The sequence below is a fragment of the Photobacterium sp. J15 genome (genome assembly GCF_963870815.1).
GTDB lineage: Bacteria > Pseudomonadota > Gammaproteobacteria > Enterobacterales > Vibrionaceae > Photobacterium > Photobacterium marinum.
Map to the genome: position 1 here is coordinate 3,686,889 of NZ_CAWMUI010000001.1, position 15,214 is coordinate 3,702,102.

Genomic DNA, 15,214 nt, shown 5'->3' on the forward strand with positions numbered 1-15,214 from the left:
GTATCAATGAGCATGTCCGATGCAGCAATGAGGTGAAATGACCAGCCCAATCAATCAATTAGCCAGTGATGCCGGAATGACGAAGTAACGCATCAATCTGCGGCTCTCGACCACGGAAACGCTTGAACAGATCCATCGGCTCCTCACTGCCACCGCGCTCGAGGATGCAATCCAGGAAGTCGGCTCCGGTTTCGGTATTGAAGATCCCATCTTCCTCGAAACGTGAGTAGGCATCGGCTGACAGTACTTCTGCCCACAGATAGCTGTAGTAACCGGCACTGTAGCCACCGGCAAAGATGTGGCTGAAGCTGTGCGGGAAGCGTCCCCATTCAGGGCTTGGCACTACAGATACGCGCGATTTGATGTCGTGCAGGGTTTCCAGCACCCGGGCTCCGGCTTCCGGATCGTAGTTGGTGTACAGAGTGAAGTCGAACAGGCCGAACTCCAGCTGACGCAGAATCGCCATCGCGGACTGGAAGTTTTTCGCCGCCAGCATCTTATCAAGCATTTCTTTCGGCAGCGGCTCTTCGCTTTCATAATGACCGGAGATAAACGCCAGCGCTTCTTCTTCCCAGCACCAGTTTTCCAGGAACTGGCTTGGCAGCTCAACCGCATCCCACGGCACACCATTGATACCGGATACAGCCGGTGCATCCACTTTGGTCAGCATATGGTGAATACCATGGCCGGTTTCGTGGAACAGGGTCACCACTTCATCATGGGTGAACAGTGCCGGCTTGTCACCGAGCGGTTTGTTGAAGTTACAGGTCAGGTAAGCCACCGGCTTCTGCAGGCTGCCGTCCTGACAGGTACGGCGCACAATGCACTCATCCATCCAGGCCCCGCCGCGTTTATTTTCACGGGCATACAAATCCAGGTAGAAGCTACCGCGCAATTCGCCTTCTTTGTCGAAGATATCGAAGAATTTCACCGACTCATGCCAGGTATCAACACCTTCTCGCTCTTTCACATCCATACCAAACACACGTTTGATCACTTCAAACAGGCCGGATACCACCTTGTGCTCGGGGAAGTAAGGACGCAATTGTTCATCTGAAATGCTGTAACGGTGCTGCTTCAGCTTCTCGGCATAGTAAGCAAAATCCCACGGCTCCAGTGACTCGGCACCGTATTCTTTGGCCGCGTATTCGCGCAGCTCAGCAACTTCGCGCTCACCCTGCGGCTTGGCTCGGGTTGCCAGGTCATTCAAAAAGCCCAGTACCTGCTCCGGCGTTTCTGCCATTTTGGTTGCCAGCGACTTTTCACTATACGTGTTAAAGCCCAGCAGGCGAGCAAGCTCGTGGGTCAACTTCAGTTTTTCGGCAATGATATCGGAGTTATCCCACTTGCCGGCATTCGGGCCGCGATCTGAAGCACGGGTCACGAACGCTTCATACATTTCATGGCGAAGCTCACGGTTGTCACAGTAAGTCATCACCGGCAGGTATGACGGGATTTCGAGGCTGAACAGGTAACCTTCCACTGATTTTGCTTCAGCGGCGGCTTTGGCAGCCTGCAGTGCAGATTCAGGCAGACCACCCAATTCTGCTTCATCGGTGATCTGTTTGGTCCAGCCCATCGTGGCATCCAGCACATTATTGCTGAACGTTGATGACAGCTCAGACAGACGCTTGCTGATCTCGCCATAGCGTTTCTGCTCAGCCGCAGGCAGGCCGATACCGGACAGCTCGAACTCTTTCAGCGCATCGGTAATGGTTTTCTGCTCCGCCTTGCTCAGTGAGCTAAAGCTCTCATCTTCTTTGATTGCCTTATAAGCTTCGTACAAGCCTTTGTGCTGGCCAACCCAGGTACCGTAATCCGACAGCAAAGGCAGGCAGCTTTCATATGCCTTACGCAGGGCGTCGCTGTTTTTCACAGCATTGAGATGACCAATAGGCGACCAGATACGGCTCAGGCGATCATCGCTTTCTGCCAGCGGCGCACAAATCGTTTCCCAACTCGGCGCTGCCTCGTTAGCCAAAACGGCTTCGACTTGTGCACGGCAATCTTCAATCGCCTGCTCCACCGCAGGCTTGACATGTTCAGGCTTGATCTGGGAGAACGGAGGCAGATCCGTCATTGATAGTAATGGGTTCGACATGTGCTAATCCTTAATTCGTTTATCCTTTATTAAATGTGTCTTGCTGCTCGTAAATTCAATCCCTTAACGGGGATTTTGCGAAGGCTTATCCCTATAGTCTAAACGTTGAAAGCGTCTGTTCCGATTAAAGTTCATACCGCTTTCTGGATATTCGCCAGCAATTCGCCATAATATGCCCCCTATCCCAACATTGACTACCTGTAGAGACCGCATTCATGCTGAGCTACCGCCACAGTTTCCATGCCGGCAACCATGCCGACGTGGTAAAGCACATTGTACAAAGCCTGATCCTTGATGCCCTGAAGCAAAAAGAGAAGCCTTTTGTCTACCACGATACCCACTCAGGCGTAGGCCGTTACGATCTACAGGACGAGCGCAGCGAAAAAACCGGCGAATTCAAGCAAGGCATTGCCCGTCTGTGGTCCCGGGATGATATTCCGGCAGAAATTGCATCTTACATTGAAGCAATCAAAACCCTGAATGACGGTGACGAGCTGCGCTATTACCCAGGCTCGCCGAAAGTGGCCCGCGCCCAAATCCGCGAGCAAGACCGTATGGTTCTGACCGAGCTGCACCCGGCTGACTTTCCGCTGCTGCTGCAGGAGTTCCGTGGAGACCGCCAGGTGCGTATCTATAAAGAAGATGCGTTTGCCCGTCTGAAAGCCAGCCTGCCACCGAAAGAACGCCGCGGTGTGGTACTGATCGACCCGCCTTACGAACTCAAGCATGAGTACATGGACGTGGTCAAAGCGATCAAAGAAAGCTACAAGCGCTGGGCAACAGGTACTTATGCGATTTGGTATCCGGTGGTTTACCGCGAAAACATCGATAAAATGCTAAAAGGACTGGAAAATCTGGGGATCCGCAAAATCCTGCAAATCGAACTGGGCGTAGAACCGGATACAGAAGAGCGCGGCATGACCGCATCAGGCATGATTGTGATCAACCCGCCATGGAAGCTGGAAAGCCAGATGAAAACTATCCTGCCGTGGCTGCAACAGGTGATTGCACCGAACCACGGCCACCACACTGTTGAGTGGGTTGTGCCGGAGTAAACCGACAGCTTTGCTTAATGCGATTACATTACCAAGGCGGCCTCTGTGCCGCCTTATTCTTTCCCGCTATTTTAACGTCAATAAGTTATTCCGAATCCGTTTCTGTTTCTCGATCACGCCCACTCGTAAGTCGCCACATTCTTGATTACACTAGGTCGAGCTAAATAAATCGTAAAATAAGCGGAGAAAGTCATGGCTAAGCATTTTGATTACATTTGTATCGGTGGTGGCAGCGGCGGTATTGCATCGGCAAACCGTGCTGCAATGTATGGTGCCAAAGTTGCGCTGATTGAAGCCAAGGCGCTGGGCGGTACATGTGTGAACGTCGGTTGTGTGCCTAAGAAAGTGATGTGGCACGGCGCGCAGATTGCTGAAGCCATGCACCTGTACGCCAAAGATTACGGTTTCGACGTTGATGTGAAAAAGTTCGACTGGAGCAAGCTGGTTGAAAGCCGCGAAGCTTATATTGGTCGTATCCACACCGCCTACAACAATGTATTGGGCAACAACAAAATTGAAGTTATCAATGGCTTTGCCCACTTTGTCGATGCCAAAACGGTTGAAGTAGACGGTGAGCACTACACCGCCGATCACATCCTGATCGCTGTCGGCGGCGAACCAACAATCCCAGCGATTCCGGGTGCCGAGTACGGTATCGATTCCAACGGCTTCTTCGAGCTCACCGAACAGCCAAAACGCACCGCTGTTGTCGGTGCCGGTTACATCGCAGTTGAAATTGCCGGTGTCCTGAATGCCCTGGGTACCGATACTCACCTGTTCGTCCGTAAAGAGTCGCCGCTGCGCAGCTTCGACCCGATGATCATCGAAACCCTGGTTGAAGTGATGGATGCCGAAGGGCCGACTCTGCACACCCACTCGATTCCAAAGGAGGTGGTTAAAGAAGCTGACGGCTCAATCACCCTTCACTTCGAAAACGGTGAGTCCCACAATACAGATGTCCTGATCTGGGCCATTGGCCGTCACCCGACCACAGACAAAATCAACCTTCAGGCGACGGGTGTCGAAACCACTGAGCGCGGTTACATCAAGGTCGACGAATACCAGCAAACCAATGTTGAAGGAATCTACTGTGTCGGCGATATCATGGATGGCGGCATTGAGCTGACCCCGGTTGCTGTTAAAGCCGGTCGCCAACTGTCTGAGCGCCTGTTTAACAACAAGCCAGAAGCCAAGATGGACTACAACCTGGTACCAACCGTGGTATTCAGCCACCCGCCAATCGGTACTATCGGCCTGACAGAACCTGAAGCGATTGCCAAGTATGGCGAAGAGAACATCAAAGTGTACAAGTCCGGCTTTACCGCAATGTACACCGCTGTTACCGCCAACCGCCAGCCATGCAAAATGAAGCTGGTTTGCGCCGGACCGGAAGAAACGGTTGTCGGCCTGCACGGTATCGGCTTCACTGTGGATGAAATGATCCAGGGCTTCGGTGTGGCAATGAAGATGGGTGCCACCAAAGCGGATTTCGACAGCGTGGTTGCTATCCACCCGACCGGCTCAGAAGAATTCGTTACCATGAGATAAGCTAGCGAAAGCAAATACAAAGAAGGAGGCATTGGCCTCCTTCTTTTATTTCTGTCTCAGGTGATCACTTTTGAGTTTCAGCTCAATCAGAACATAAACGCCAGTTGGGCGGCGACGCCATAGTGGTCATCTTCGCCGTACTGACCAGCCAGCTCAAGTCCGAACAAACCAAACGGGGTCAAACCCAGACCTGCCGTTACCATATCTTCCGAGTAATCCGTCATACTGTGGCTGTAACCGGCACGAAGCTGAACCCAGCTCCAGGCATCCAGCTCAACACCCACCCGGGCAAACTGAGTCTCGTAGTCAGCACCGGTAAAGTAGCGCTGCTTATTCAAATCCAGATCCGCTGCCAGCAGGAACCAGCCATTGTCATATGCCATACCTGCGGTGTATTTCGGCTCAACCAGGAAAGTCGCTTTGGTGCCCTGAGATACATTGGTATCCAGCTCTTGCTCCAACAGGTTCTTCGCCGCCAGAGCGAATGTCACCGTATTGGCTGGCTTATAAGCCAAACCGACATCGACGTTGAACGTATTTTCTTCATTGCGATCATCTAAATCAAAGTCGTTGTCATCAAACTGGCTGACCTTCGCCAGGTAATTCAATGCCATAACTTTCTGGAACTTAGGTGAAACGCCGATTGACAGGCGATGACCCTGAAACGGCAGGGCAAATTCTCTTGCCAGGGTGATACCCATATCAACCGTACCGCCAGCCAGTCCCTGCACTGATGATGCTAGGTTGTCCGGATCCGGTGTCACCAGATCGCTTTCGACAATATTGGCTTTAGCCATACTGGCAACTTGGGCACTCAGAAACAGGTTGGCACTGGCGTAACGGTTCGGCAGCGCCACTGATGCCCCGACACGGGCATCCACTTCCACTTCACCGTTATTCAAAGCCAGTAAAGCCTGTTTCCACTCTTCCAGTGTTTCCAGAGAGGGATTATTACTCAGACGATCATTGACCTTCTGGAATTCATCAATCTTGTCGTACAGTTCATCGCTATCATGCACGCCTGCCGCAACCATCGGCAGGATCATGCCAAAATCATCGCCTTTGGTGTAATTGGTCGCCATCGCCGGGTTATAGAAGCTGGCCGTCAGGTATTGGGCCGAGGCAACTCCCGTCCCCCCCATTGCACCACCACGTGCGTCCGCTCCGTTAAACATAGCCACTGACGAAAAGGAGATAAAAGGCAGTGCAGCAGCAACTGCCAGAGATAGTCCTTTAAGAGATGTTTTCATAATTATCTTGCTTATCGTTGAAGGTATTCCCGCTATTGAGCGGTCACTTTATAGGCAGAGCAACTGGTCAAACAATAAGCAACAGTGATATTTAATAACACTGTAATCAATAAATGGAATGGCGATCATATCTTGCTCTTTGGTGGCTCTCCTATAATGACAGCACTTGAAGTACACATCACTGCATAGGCGCCTTCACACAGAACAAAATGAATAAATACACAAAAAATCAAACAAAGTATTCCAATCGTGGCATAAAAAATGTAATCTTCCACATGCTGATTATGAACGAGTAGTGAATATTTATTCACAAGAGCAGCAAAGCCATTATTACCTCCTCAACTGAAGTAATGAACTAAAGGTCATTTATGCAGGAACAGGCAATTTCCATTTCAACCGGTAACAGAGCCAACTGGCTGATGTTCCTTATTCCTTCACTACTGGGCGTGTTCCTATTTATGGCACCGATCCAGTATCAGGACACCCTGACGATTCCAATTGCCGTATTGGCAAAATCGGTTCAAGGCCTGCTGGACGGTATGCTGACTGCAATCGTCACTTTCGTGATCTCGCTGACTGCCGGTGCATCCATCCTGACCAAACTTTTCAAGCCTCGCGCGATTACTGAAAATGGTTTCCTGAACGGCCTGCTGAACCCTAGCCTGCCATGGTTTATCGTCCAGCAACTGGGTGCGGTATTCGTGGTTATGACTTACTTCAAGATCGGCCCGGCAATGATCTATGACGGCGCTACCGGCGGGCTGGTACTGAATGACCTGCTGCCTGTGCTGTTTTCTGTATTCCTGTTTGCAGGCCTGCTGCTGCCACTGCTACTAAACTTCGGTCTGCTGGAGTTTGTCGGTGCGCTATGCACCCGCATCATGCGCCCGATCTTCAACCTGCCTGGCCGCTCAGCGGTGAACTGTATTGCTTCCTGGCTGGGTGACGGCAGTGTCGGCGTTCTGATGACCAGCAAACAATACGAAAGTAAGATTTACACCGAGCGTGAAGCGGCAGTGATCGGTACCACTTTCACCGCAGTTTCTATCACGTTCAGCCTGGTAGTTATCGCCCAAGTTAACCTGGAGCACATGTTTGCCCCGTTCTATCTGACCGTCTGCCTAGCTGGTCTGGCTGCGGCTGTTATCGTTCCGCGCCTGCCGCCACTTTCGTGGAAGAAAGACATCTACATTGATGGTTCAGATCTGGGTAAAGACTGCGAAGCTGTTCCGGCCGGAAAAAGTGTTGCCAGCTTTGGCCTGGAGCAGGCACTGAATAAAGCCAGCGAAGTAACCAGCCTGCGTAATGTAGTTACCGAAGGCATTAAAAATGCGGTTGATATGATTTTCGGCGTGCTGCCGGTGGTGATGGCTATTGGTACGGTTGCCCTGGTAATTGCCGAGAATACCCCGGTATTTGAAATCCTTGGCCTGCCGTTTATTCCATTCCTGGAACTACTACAGCTACCGGAAGCGGCAGAAGCATCGAAAACCATTGTGGTTGGTTTTGCAGATATGTTCCTGCCATCAATTCTGGCATCGGGCATTGAAAGTGACCTGACCCGCTTTGTAATTGCTGCTATGTCGGTTACCCAGCTGATCTACATGTCGGAAATCGGAGCCCTGCTGATCGGCAGCAAAATCCCGGTAAAACCGTGGGAGCTGTTCATGGTTTTCATCCTGCGTACCCTGGTTACCCTACCGGTTATCGCCCTGATGGGTCACCTGTTCTTCTAAAGCAAAGCCAACCGATTACAAACAAAAGCCAGCAGTTATGCTGGCTTTTTTGTGCATATATATCAACACAACTCTGTTCATAGAAACCCAGTTCCTGATTCTAGAATCACAAGTAAAAACAAAGGCGGCCAATCGGCCACCTTTCCATTTCTAACTCTTACCTTCCGTTTGGGTAACTCGTCCCTAGCCCTTGTAAATCTTCGGGTTGAAGACATCACGCAGCCAGTCACCCAACAGGTTGATAACCAGCACCAGAGCCACCAGCACCAGACCAGGGAAAGCGGTGATCCACCAGGAACCGGAGAAGATATAGTTAAAGCCGATACTGATCAGTGAACCCAGTGATGGCTGATCGACCGGCAGACCAAGACCGAGGAAGGACAACGCCGCTTCCGACATAATGGCGTTCGCCACCTGTACGGTTGAAATCACCAAAATCGGAGACAAACAGTTGGGCAGGATATGGCGAAACATTACCCGCGGGGCCTTAAAGCCCATCACCCTTGCCGCTTCTACATACTCTTTCTTCTTCTCCGCCAGCACCGATGCCCGCACGGTTCGTGCATACTGCGGCCATTCGGCAATACCAATGATCACCACCAGCATCACCACCGCATACTGGGCATAAAGCTCCGAGCCCAAAGCTGTGCGGAAAATCGCCGAGACAATAATAGCCACCATCATGGTCGAGAACGACAACTGCACATCGGCAAAACGCATCAGGAAGCTGTCTACCCGGCCACCGAAGTAACCAGCACTCAGGCCGATCACCACCCCGAGGATCAACTGCAGCCCTACCGCCAGCAAGCCGATTGTCAATGACAAGCGCGAACCGTAAAGAATGGTCGAAAAAATGTCACGGCCCTGATCATCCGTACCCAGCAAGAAGCGGCTGTCACCCTCTTCCATCCAGGACGGCGGCAGCTCCGAGTCCATAATGTCGATGGTCGACAAATCATACGGATCAGTCGGAGATATCACCGGAGCCAGCAATGCTGAGACCAAAAACACCATAAAGACAGCGAAGCTGGCCATCGCCACTTTGTCTCTAAGGAAGTAATACAGAAAGTCTGATTTCTTAAAACGCTCCCAACGGCTCGGAGCGGCTACTGTCGTGTTACTCATGACTTACTCTCCTTTGCCAGTCAGGTTTACAGTCGGGTTAACCAGGCCATACATCAGGTCAACAATAGTATTGGTCACCACAAAAATCAGGCCGACAAAAATAACGTAAGCAGTGATCAACGGGGTATCAACACGGTTAATTGCTTCAAGGAACAGAAAGCCGGTTCCCGGCCACTGGAAAACAGTCTCGGTCAGAATGGTATAAGCCACCATGGTCCCAATCTGCACCCCACCGACCGTCAGCACCGGCAGCATGGTGTTTTTCAGAGCGTGGCGGTAATAAATCTTATTCATTGCCAACCCCTTGGCCTTGGCAAACTTGATGTATTCCGAGCTCAGCACTTCCAGCATTTCCGAGCGCACCAAACGGATAAACAACGGCAACATAATCGACGCCAGTGCAATACAAGGCAGCACTAAATGCTTGAGACCATCGAGGGTGAAAAAGCCCGACTCCCAACCGAGCAGGTTATAAGTCTCGCCCCGGCCATAAGAAGGCAGCCAGCCGAGCTCAATCGAGAATACATACATCAGCATAATCGCGGTCAGGAACACCGGAATAGAAATCCCGACACTACTGAAGGCCATCACGGTTTTGGTAAACAGGTTATTGGGGTGAATTGCACAATAAACCCCGAGCGGTATCGACACGACAATAATGATCAGCGTTGCCCCGAATACCAGCTCTAATGTCGCCACCAGCTTGTCGAGGATCACGTCGACTGCCGGACGCTTGAAGAAATAGGATGTTCCCAGATCCCCTTGTACCGCATTGCTAAGAAAACGGCCGTATTTTGTCAGAAACGGATCGTTCAGACCCAGCTCATCACGCAATTGTTGACGCTCTGCTTCTGATACCGACTGCCCCACCAGCTCACGCAATGGGTCACCCAGGTTATCCTGAATGGCAAACGCCACCAGACTGATCACAAACATCACTATCAGTGCCTGAAACAGGCGCTTGACCAGAAACGTAAACATTCCCTGCCCCTTTTATCTTCCTGAAAATCAGTGCCGGAGATGACTCCGGCACTGAAGAGCCCAATTCTAAAACCAGGCTCAGTTCCTTATTTCTCTTTTACTACCAAATCGCCGAAGTACGGGAAGTTCATCGCGTTGACGATTGGCTTGATATCCAGCTTGTCGCTGGCACCCCATGCCAGGTTCTGCCAGTGCAGCGGTACAAAGGCAGCCTCGTTATACAGGGTGGCTTCCACTTGCTGCAGCATCTTGGCACGCTTGGCCGGATCGGTTTCGACATTCGACGCTTCGACCAGTTTGTCGACTTCCGGGTTCGAGTAATGACCACAGTTATACTGGCCCTTACCGGTTTCTTCGTTACGGGTCATGGTCAGGAACTCAGAGAAATTCGCCGAATCTTCCGTATCCGAGTGCCAGCCAATCATCATCATGTCGGCAGCACAAACATCAAACTCCGGCCAGTACTGAGCCTTGGGTAGTGTCTTCAGATCCACCTTGATGCCGATCTTCGACAGCATCGCCGCAGCAGCCTGCGCCACTTTGGCATCGTTCACATAACGGTTATTCGGCGCCATCATGGTCAGGGTAAAGCCCTTCTCATAGCCGGCTTCTTTCATCAGCTGCTTGGCTTTTTTCAGATCATAACGCGGTACCAGTTCCTCACTGTAACCAGAGTAGCCCGATGGTCCCTGCTGGCCGGCAGCCGTAGCAAAGCCCTTCATGATCTTCTTAACGATACCTTCGTTATTGATGGCATAAACAATCGCCTGGCGAACACGGACATCTTTCAGCGCTTCATTGCTGTTCTGGTTCATCTGGAAGGTGATGATACGGGTACCCGGCAACGTCACCAGATCGATACCTTTTGCCTGCTTCACACGCTTGTGGTCGTTAGGTGCTACCGGGGCAATCATGTCAACACCGCCAGACAGCAGTGCAGCTACCCGGGTTGCATCTTCTTTGATCGGCACCAGCGTCAGCTTATCGACATTACCTTTGGAGCCCTTATCCCAGTAGTCTTTGAAGCGCTCAAATTCCACCTTCACGCCCTGCTCACGCGCCGTCACGATAAAAGGACCGGTACCGGAAACATGGGTTGAGGCGTAAGAGTTACCGTGCTTAACCAGCTCGGCCTTGTCTTTGCCGTCTGCTGTCTTGCCGGTATAGAACTTACTGTCCATCGGGAAAATGTAGGTCGCGGTCTGCAGTACCAGCGGATAAGGGCCTTTGGAGATCAAATCAACCGTGTAATCATCAACTTTCTTCAGCTCGGTATACGGTTCGAAAATCGCCTTAAAATCCGGAGAGTCTTTCAGGCGCTTGAACGTCCAGACCACATCGTCAGCAGTCATGGTATTACCGGAATGGAACTTCACGCCTTTGCGCAGCTTAAAACGGAAAGTCTTATCATCAACACGCTCCCAGCTTTCAGCCAGACGCGGCTCAAAATCCAATTCCTGGGTGTAACGAACCAGCGGGTCAAAAACCATGTGAGACATTTGCAGCGTACCGCCAGACAGCTGCTCATGGGGATCAAGCGAGACCGGATCGGCATCATAAGCCACTTTGATATCGGCCGCGAGGGCACTAAAGCTCAGGCCCGCGGCCATTAAAGCGACTGCCAGCTTGGTCTTAACTGTTTTCATTGCATAGCTCCTTTATGCGTCGGGAGATAACTCCCTGCTGTTGTGTTTGCTTGTTTTGGTTATTCGGATACCTCTCCCGGCCTTTTTCTTCAGGTAAAGCACATTACTTGAGCTAAAAAAAACCGGAGATTAAGCTAACTTCAATCCTTCCTGGCTCATGCCTTTGAATTCAGGCATCAGCGAAATCAGTTGTTTACTGTATTCATGCTGCGGCGCAGTGAAAAGCTGCTCGGTCGGTGCCACCTCCAACAAGGTCCCCATTTGCATCACCCCGATACGGTCACACATCTGGCGGATCACCGGCAGGTCATGACTGATAAACAACATGGTCAGGTTCAGCTCATCCTGCAGATCTTTCAGCAGGTTCAGGATTTGCGCTTGAACCGATACATCAAGCGCTGATGTCGGCTCATCACAGATCAGCAAGCGGGGGCGAGTCGCCAGGGCGCGAGCGATCGAAATACGCTGGCGCTGACCACCGGAAAATTCATGTGGATACTTCACCCCGGAAGCCCGGCCTAAACCAACGTGATCCAGCAAGTCTCCAACGATTTGGCGGGTCTGGGCTTCGTTATCAGTCAGCTTATGGAAACGGATCGGCTCTGCAATGATGTCGGCGATCTTCATTCGCGGGTTCATTGATGAGTAAGGGTTCTGGAACACCATCTGCATCTGGCGGCGCAACGGTCGGCGCTCAGCCTCATTCTTGAGTGCAGTCAGGTCGATACCCTCAAATACCACTTGGCCGGAATCCGGCGGATAAAGGCCGGCGATCACCCGGGCAATAGTCGATTTACCGGAGCCAGACTCACCCACTAGGCCAAAGGTTTCACCTTCGAAAATTTCAAAGCTGACATGATTCGACGCCTGGACGTATTCGCGGCGGCTCTCAAAAAACGAATCTTTCGTGACAAAGCGCAGATTGACATCTTTGACCTGCAACAGTGCCCCGGTATAACTGCGCTGATCTTCACTCTGCCCCAGCCAGTGATTTTTCACATCCAGCTGAGTCATTTCCTGAGCTTCCTCAATATAACTCACCAACGGGAACCGCTTGAGCTTAATATCGGAGCGGGGAACAGCAGAAATCAGGCTCTGGGTGTAAGGGTGATCGGGATGGCTCAGTACCTTTTGGGTCGGGCCGATTTCAACCAGATCACCACGGTACATCACCGCAACACGATCGGTGACGTTAGAAACCACCCCCATGTCGTGGGTGACCAGCATACAGCCGACGTTTTTCTGGACACACAAGTCACGGATAAGATTGAGGATTTGATCCTGAATAGACACATCCAGTGCAGTTGTCGGCTCATCGGCGATGATGAGATCCGGCTCGCCGGCCAGGGCAATCGCAATCACCACCCGCTGGCGCATACCACCGGAAAACTGGTGTGGATACTGCTTGATACGTACTTTGGGCTGAGGAATACCGACCTGCTCCATCAAGCTAAGGGCACGGTTAAAAGCCTCTTCTTTGCTGACCCCGAGGTTGGTGATGATGGTCTCAATCAACTGTTGCTCAACAGTAAACAGCGGATTAAGTGAGGTCATCGGATCCTGGAAAATAAAACCGATTTTCGATCCGCGGACCTTTCTCATCTGCTCCGGCGAAAGGCCGGAAATTAGCTCGCCGTCGAGATACACATCACCGCTGGCAATCCGCCCCGGCGGACTCAGCAGATCAATAACCGCGTTCCCGACGGTTGATTTACCGGCGCCGGACTCACCGACGACACCGACTATTTCGCCGCGCTCGATCGAGAACGACAGCGATTTCACCGCAGCGTGTACCCCATGACGAGACGGGTATTCGATGCGGAGATTTTTCACTTCTAATAATGCCATTACCAGACCCCAACTGCTTGGCAGTGTTCTGCCCTGTCTGAAAACTGAATCCTTTCATAATCAGCATAATTTGCTGAATAAATGTTCAGCACACAATCTGTCAAATATTTCACACAAAATCAACAAAATAAAGTAAAAAACCAGAAAACCGAATAAAACTCGAATAAACAGTCATAAGGCAGAACGCATAACAAAAGCACATCAAACGGAAATTCGAATGCAAAACTGGCTATAAGTATTAGCCAGACCGGAACAACACGCTATAAAAATGGTTATAAGTTATTATTCCCAAAGAGATGAATCTGCATAAACAATCAAAACACCAGAAAGTACGGATTAACATTTAATAAACAATATTCTATTATTTATTAAATATACAGTTTGATTGATTGGACTATAGCGATATTCACCAAACAGAAATCTAAAGTCAGGTGAATCTTGCAGTGAATAACACTGACAAAATTAACAGGTATCATTGGCAGTTCACTGAGACAGGTTGATTGGGGTTCGGTGGAAAAACCTGAGCATCCGGATTGGCATTAAAAACAGCAGAAAGAAGATAGAAATGGCATTGAAAATACATTAACAGCCGCGAAAACACTGCAAATATATAAAGTTAGAAAATCCGCAGATAGAAGGGAAAGAACAGGCATAAAAAAACCCCAGCTCGAAAGCTAGGGTTTCATGTAGTGGTCGGTGAAGAGGGATTCGAACCCCCGACCCTCTGGTCCCAAACCAGATGCGCTACCAAACTGCGCTATTCACCGACTTGTTGCTTCGGCGTACCGAAGTCTTTAAATAATGGGGTGGCTAACGAGATTCGAACTCGCGACAACCGGAATCACAATCCGGGACTCTACCAACTGAGCTATAGCCACCATTGTTAGTGGTCGGTGAAGAGGGATTCGAACCCCCGACCCTCTGGTCCCAAACCAGATGCGCTACCAAACTGCGCTATTCACCGACAAATTCTTTTGAGGTTTTCACCCCGAGATACTGATATTATAATCAATACCCTAAAATATGGGGTGGCTAACGAGATTCGAACTCGCGACAACCGGAATCACAATCCGGGACTCTACCAACTGAGCTATAGCCACCAAAATATATTGCCTGCCGACATTGTTCCATGTTTCCGGAATGGCGCGCCCGAAAGGATTCGAACCTTCGACCTTTGGCTCCGGAGGCCAACGCTCTATCCAGCTGAGCTACGGGCGCTTCGCCCTATCGGCGGAGGTGAATATTACGGATCACACTGCTCTTCGTAAAGTCTTTTTTTAAATTTTTTTCTCGTTCGCTGTAAATATAAGCAAATATCTGTTGATTGGTATCATACAAATACAGCCACCTAGTTTATCACTGCTAACTTAGCGGATATAATCACTTTGTTTTTACAATTTAAACATTCTGTAAATATTCACTGCCTTGTCTCAACAGTTACATTAATAACAACGCAAACCGATGACTGTGGCAATCGCATTAACATCTGGAAGTGTAAGGTGAGCTCAATGGAACTATCTCTTCGACAACTTATGGTAGCCGCGGTAGCAGCAATGACGTTTGCCGGCTCCGCCATGGCCGCTGATATGTCAGACGAAGCTATTGCAGAAAGAATCAAACCTGTCGGCTCGGTCTACCTCGAAGGCGATGCCCCGGCAACAGCCGCTGTAGCAACAGGCCCTCGCAGTGGTGATACCGTTTATAACACCTTTTGTTCCGCCTGCCATGGTGCCGGCGTGATGGGCGCACCGAAAATTGGCAATGCCGGAGACTGGGCACCGCGTATCGCGCAAGGTAAAGATGTTATGACCGACCACGCCATCAACGGCTTTAACGCCATGCCAGCCAAAGGTTCATGTATGGACTGTAGCGATGATGAAATCATTGCTGCGATCGATCATATGATTGAAGGGCTGTAAGCGAG

At 50.6% G+C, this 15,214-nt stretch carries 10 protein-coding genes and 5 tRNA genes; 4 read left to right on the plus strand and 11 right to left on the minus strand.

Going from position 1 to position 15,214, the window contains the following annotated elements:
• Window positions 1-58: 58 nt before the first annotated feature.
• On the minus strand, window positions 59-2,101 hold the full coding sequence (gene prlC, locus AACQ93_RS16615; protein WP_064606371.1) for an oligopeptidase A: 2,043 nt from the start codon (window positions 2,099-2,101) through the stop codon (window positions 59-61).
• A gap of 215 nt (window positions 2,102-2,316) precedes the next feature.
• Between prlC and AACQ93_RS16620 the strand changes: the two genes are divergently transcribed.
• Both AACQ93_RS16620 and gorA read left to right on the plus strand, forming a co-directional pair.
• Window positions 2,317-3,156: a 23S rRNA (adenine(2030)-N(6))-methyltransferase RlmJ gene (locus AACQ93_RS16620; protein WP_064606372.1), complete on the plus strand. Its 840-nt coding sequence runs from the start codon at window positions 2,317-2,319 to the stop codon at window positions 3,154-3,156.
• Window positions 3,157-3,348: 192 nt separating this feature from the next.
• Window positions 3,349-4,704, plus strand: a complete 1,356-nt coding sequence (gene gorA, locus AACQ93_RS16625) for a glutathione-disulfide reductase (RefSeq protein ID WP_064606374.1) — start codon at window positions 3,349-3,351, stop codon at window positions 4,702-4,704.
• An 86-nt stretch (window positions 4,705-4,790) separates the two neighbouring features.
• On the opposite strand, the gene traF is transcribed toward gorA, so the two are convergent.
• On the minus strand, window positions 4,791-5,954 hold the full coding sequence (traF, locus tag AACQ93_RS16630) for a conjugal transfer protein TraF (protein ID WP_064606376.1): 1,164 nt from the start codon (window positions 5,952-5,954) through the stop codon (window positions 4,791-4,793).
• Window positions 5,955-6,322: 368 nt separating this feature from the next.
• Between traF and AACQ93_RS16635 the strand changes: the two genes are divergently transcribed.
• Window positions 6,323-7,690: a YjiH family protein gene (locus AACQ93_RS16635; RefSeq protein WP_007469624.1), complete on the plus strand. Its 1,368-nt coding sequence runs from the start codon at window positions 6,323-6,325 to the stop codon at window positions 7,688-7,690.
• 183 nt (window positions 7,691-7,873) lie between these two features.
• Here AACQ93_RS16635 and AACQ93_RS16640 read toward each other — a convergent pair whose 3' ends face one another.
• The 9 genes from AACQ93_RS16640 to AACQ93_RS16680 all read right to left on the minus strand — a co-directional run bounded on the left by AACQ93_RS16640 (window position 7,874) and on the right by AACQ93_RS16680 (window position 14,508).
• A complete protein-coding gene (locus tag AACQ93_RS16640) occupies window positions 7,874-8,815 on the minus strand; it encodes an ABC transporter permease (RefSeq protein ID WP_007469628.1) in 942 nt (313 codons plus the stop codon).
• A 3-nt stretch (window positions 8,816-8,818) separates the two neighbouring features.
• The gene (locus AACQ93_RS16645) at window positions 8,819-9,796 is read right to left on the minus strand and encodes an ABC transporter permease (protein ID WP_007469631.1); all 978 of its coding nucleotides are present in this window, start codon (window positions 9,794-9,796) and stop codon (window positions 8,819-8,821) included.
• An 86-nt stretch (window positions 9,797-9,882) separates the two neighbouring features.
• Window positions 9,883-11,442, minus strand: coding sequence for an ABC transporter substrate-binding protein (locus AACQ93_RS16650; protein WP_064606379.1), 1,560 nt, complete (start codon window positions 11,440-11,442; stop codon window positions 9,883-9,885).
• 129 nt (window positions 11,443-11,571) lie between these two features.
• Window positions 11,572-13,290 (minus strand): dipeptide ABC transporter ATP-binding protein, encoded by a 1,719-nt coding sequence (locus AACQ93_RS16655; protein WP_064606381.1) that lies wholly within the window; start codon window positions 13,288-13,290, stop codon window positions 11,572-11,574.
• Between the two features lie 690 nt (window positions 13,291-13,980).
• Window positions 13,981-14,057, minus strand: a tRNA-Pro gene (locus AACQ93_RS16660).
• A gap of 35 nt (window positions 14,058-14,092) precedes the next feature.
• A tRNA-His gene (locus AACQ93_RS16665) sits at window positions 14,093-14,168 on the minus strand.
• A 9-nt stretch (window positions 14,169-14,177) separates the two neighbouring features.
• Window positions 14,178-14,254 (minus strand) — tRNA-Pro (locus tag AACQ93_RS16670).
• Between the two features lie 60 nt (window positions 14,255-14,314).
• A tRNA-His gene (locus AACQ93_RS16675) sits at window positions 14,315-14,390 on the minus strand.
• 41 nt (window positions 14,391-14,431) lie between these two features.
• Window positions 14,432-14,508: transfer RNA gene (locus AACQ93_RS16680), tRNA-Arg, on the minus strand.
• A gap of 290 nt (window positions 14,509-14,798) precedes the next feature.
• Here AACQ93_RS16680 and AACQ93_RS16685 point away from each other — a divergent pair.
• Complete coding sequence (locus AACQ93_RS16685; RefSeq protein ID WP_064606383.1) at window positions 14,799-15,209, plus strand: c-type cytochrome; 411 nt, start codon at window positions 14,799-14,801, stop codon at window positions 15,207-15,209.
• The last annotated feature ends 5 nt before the right edge of the window (window positions 15,210-15,214 follow it).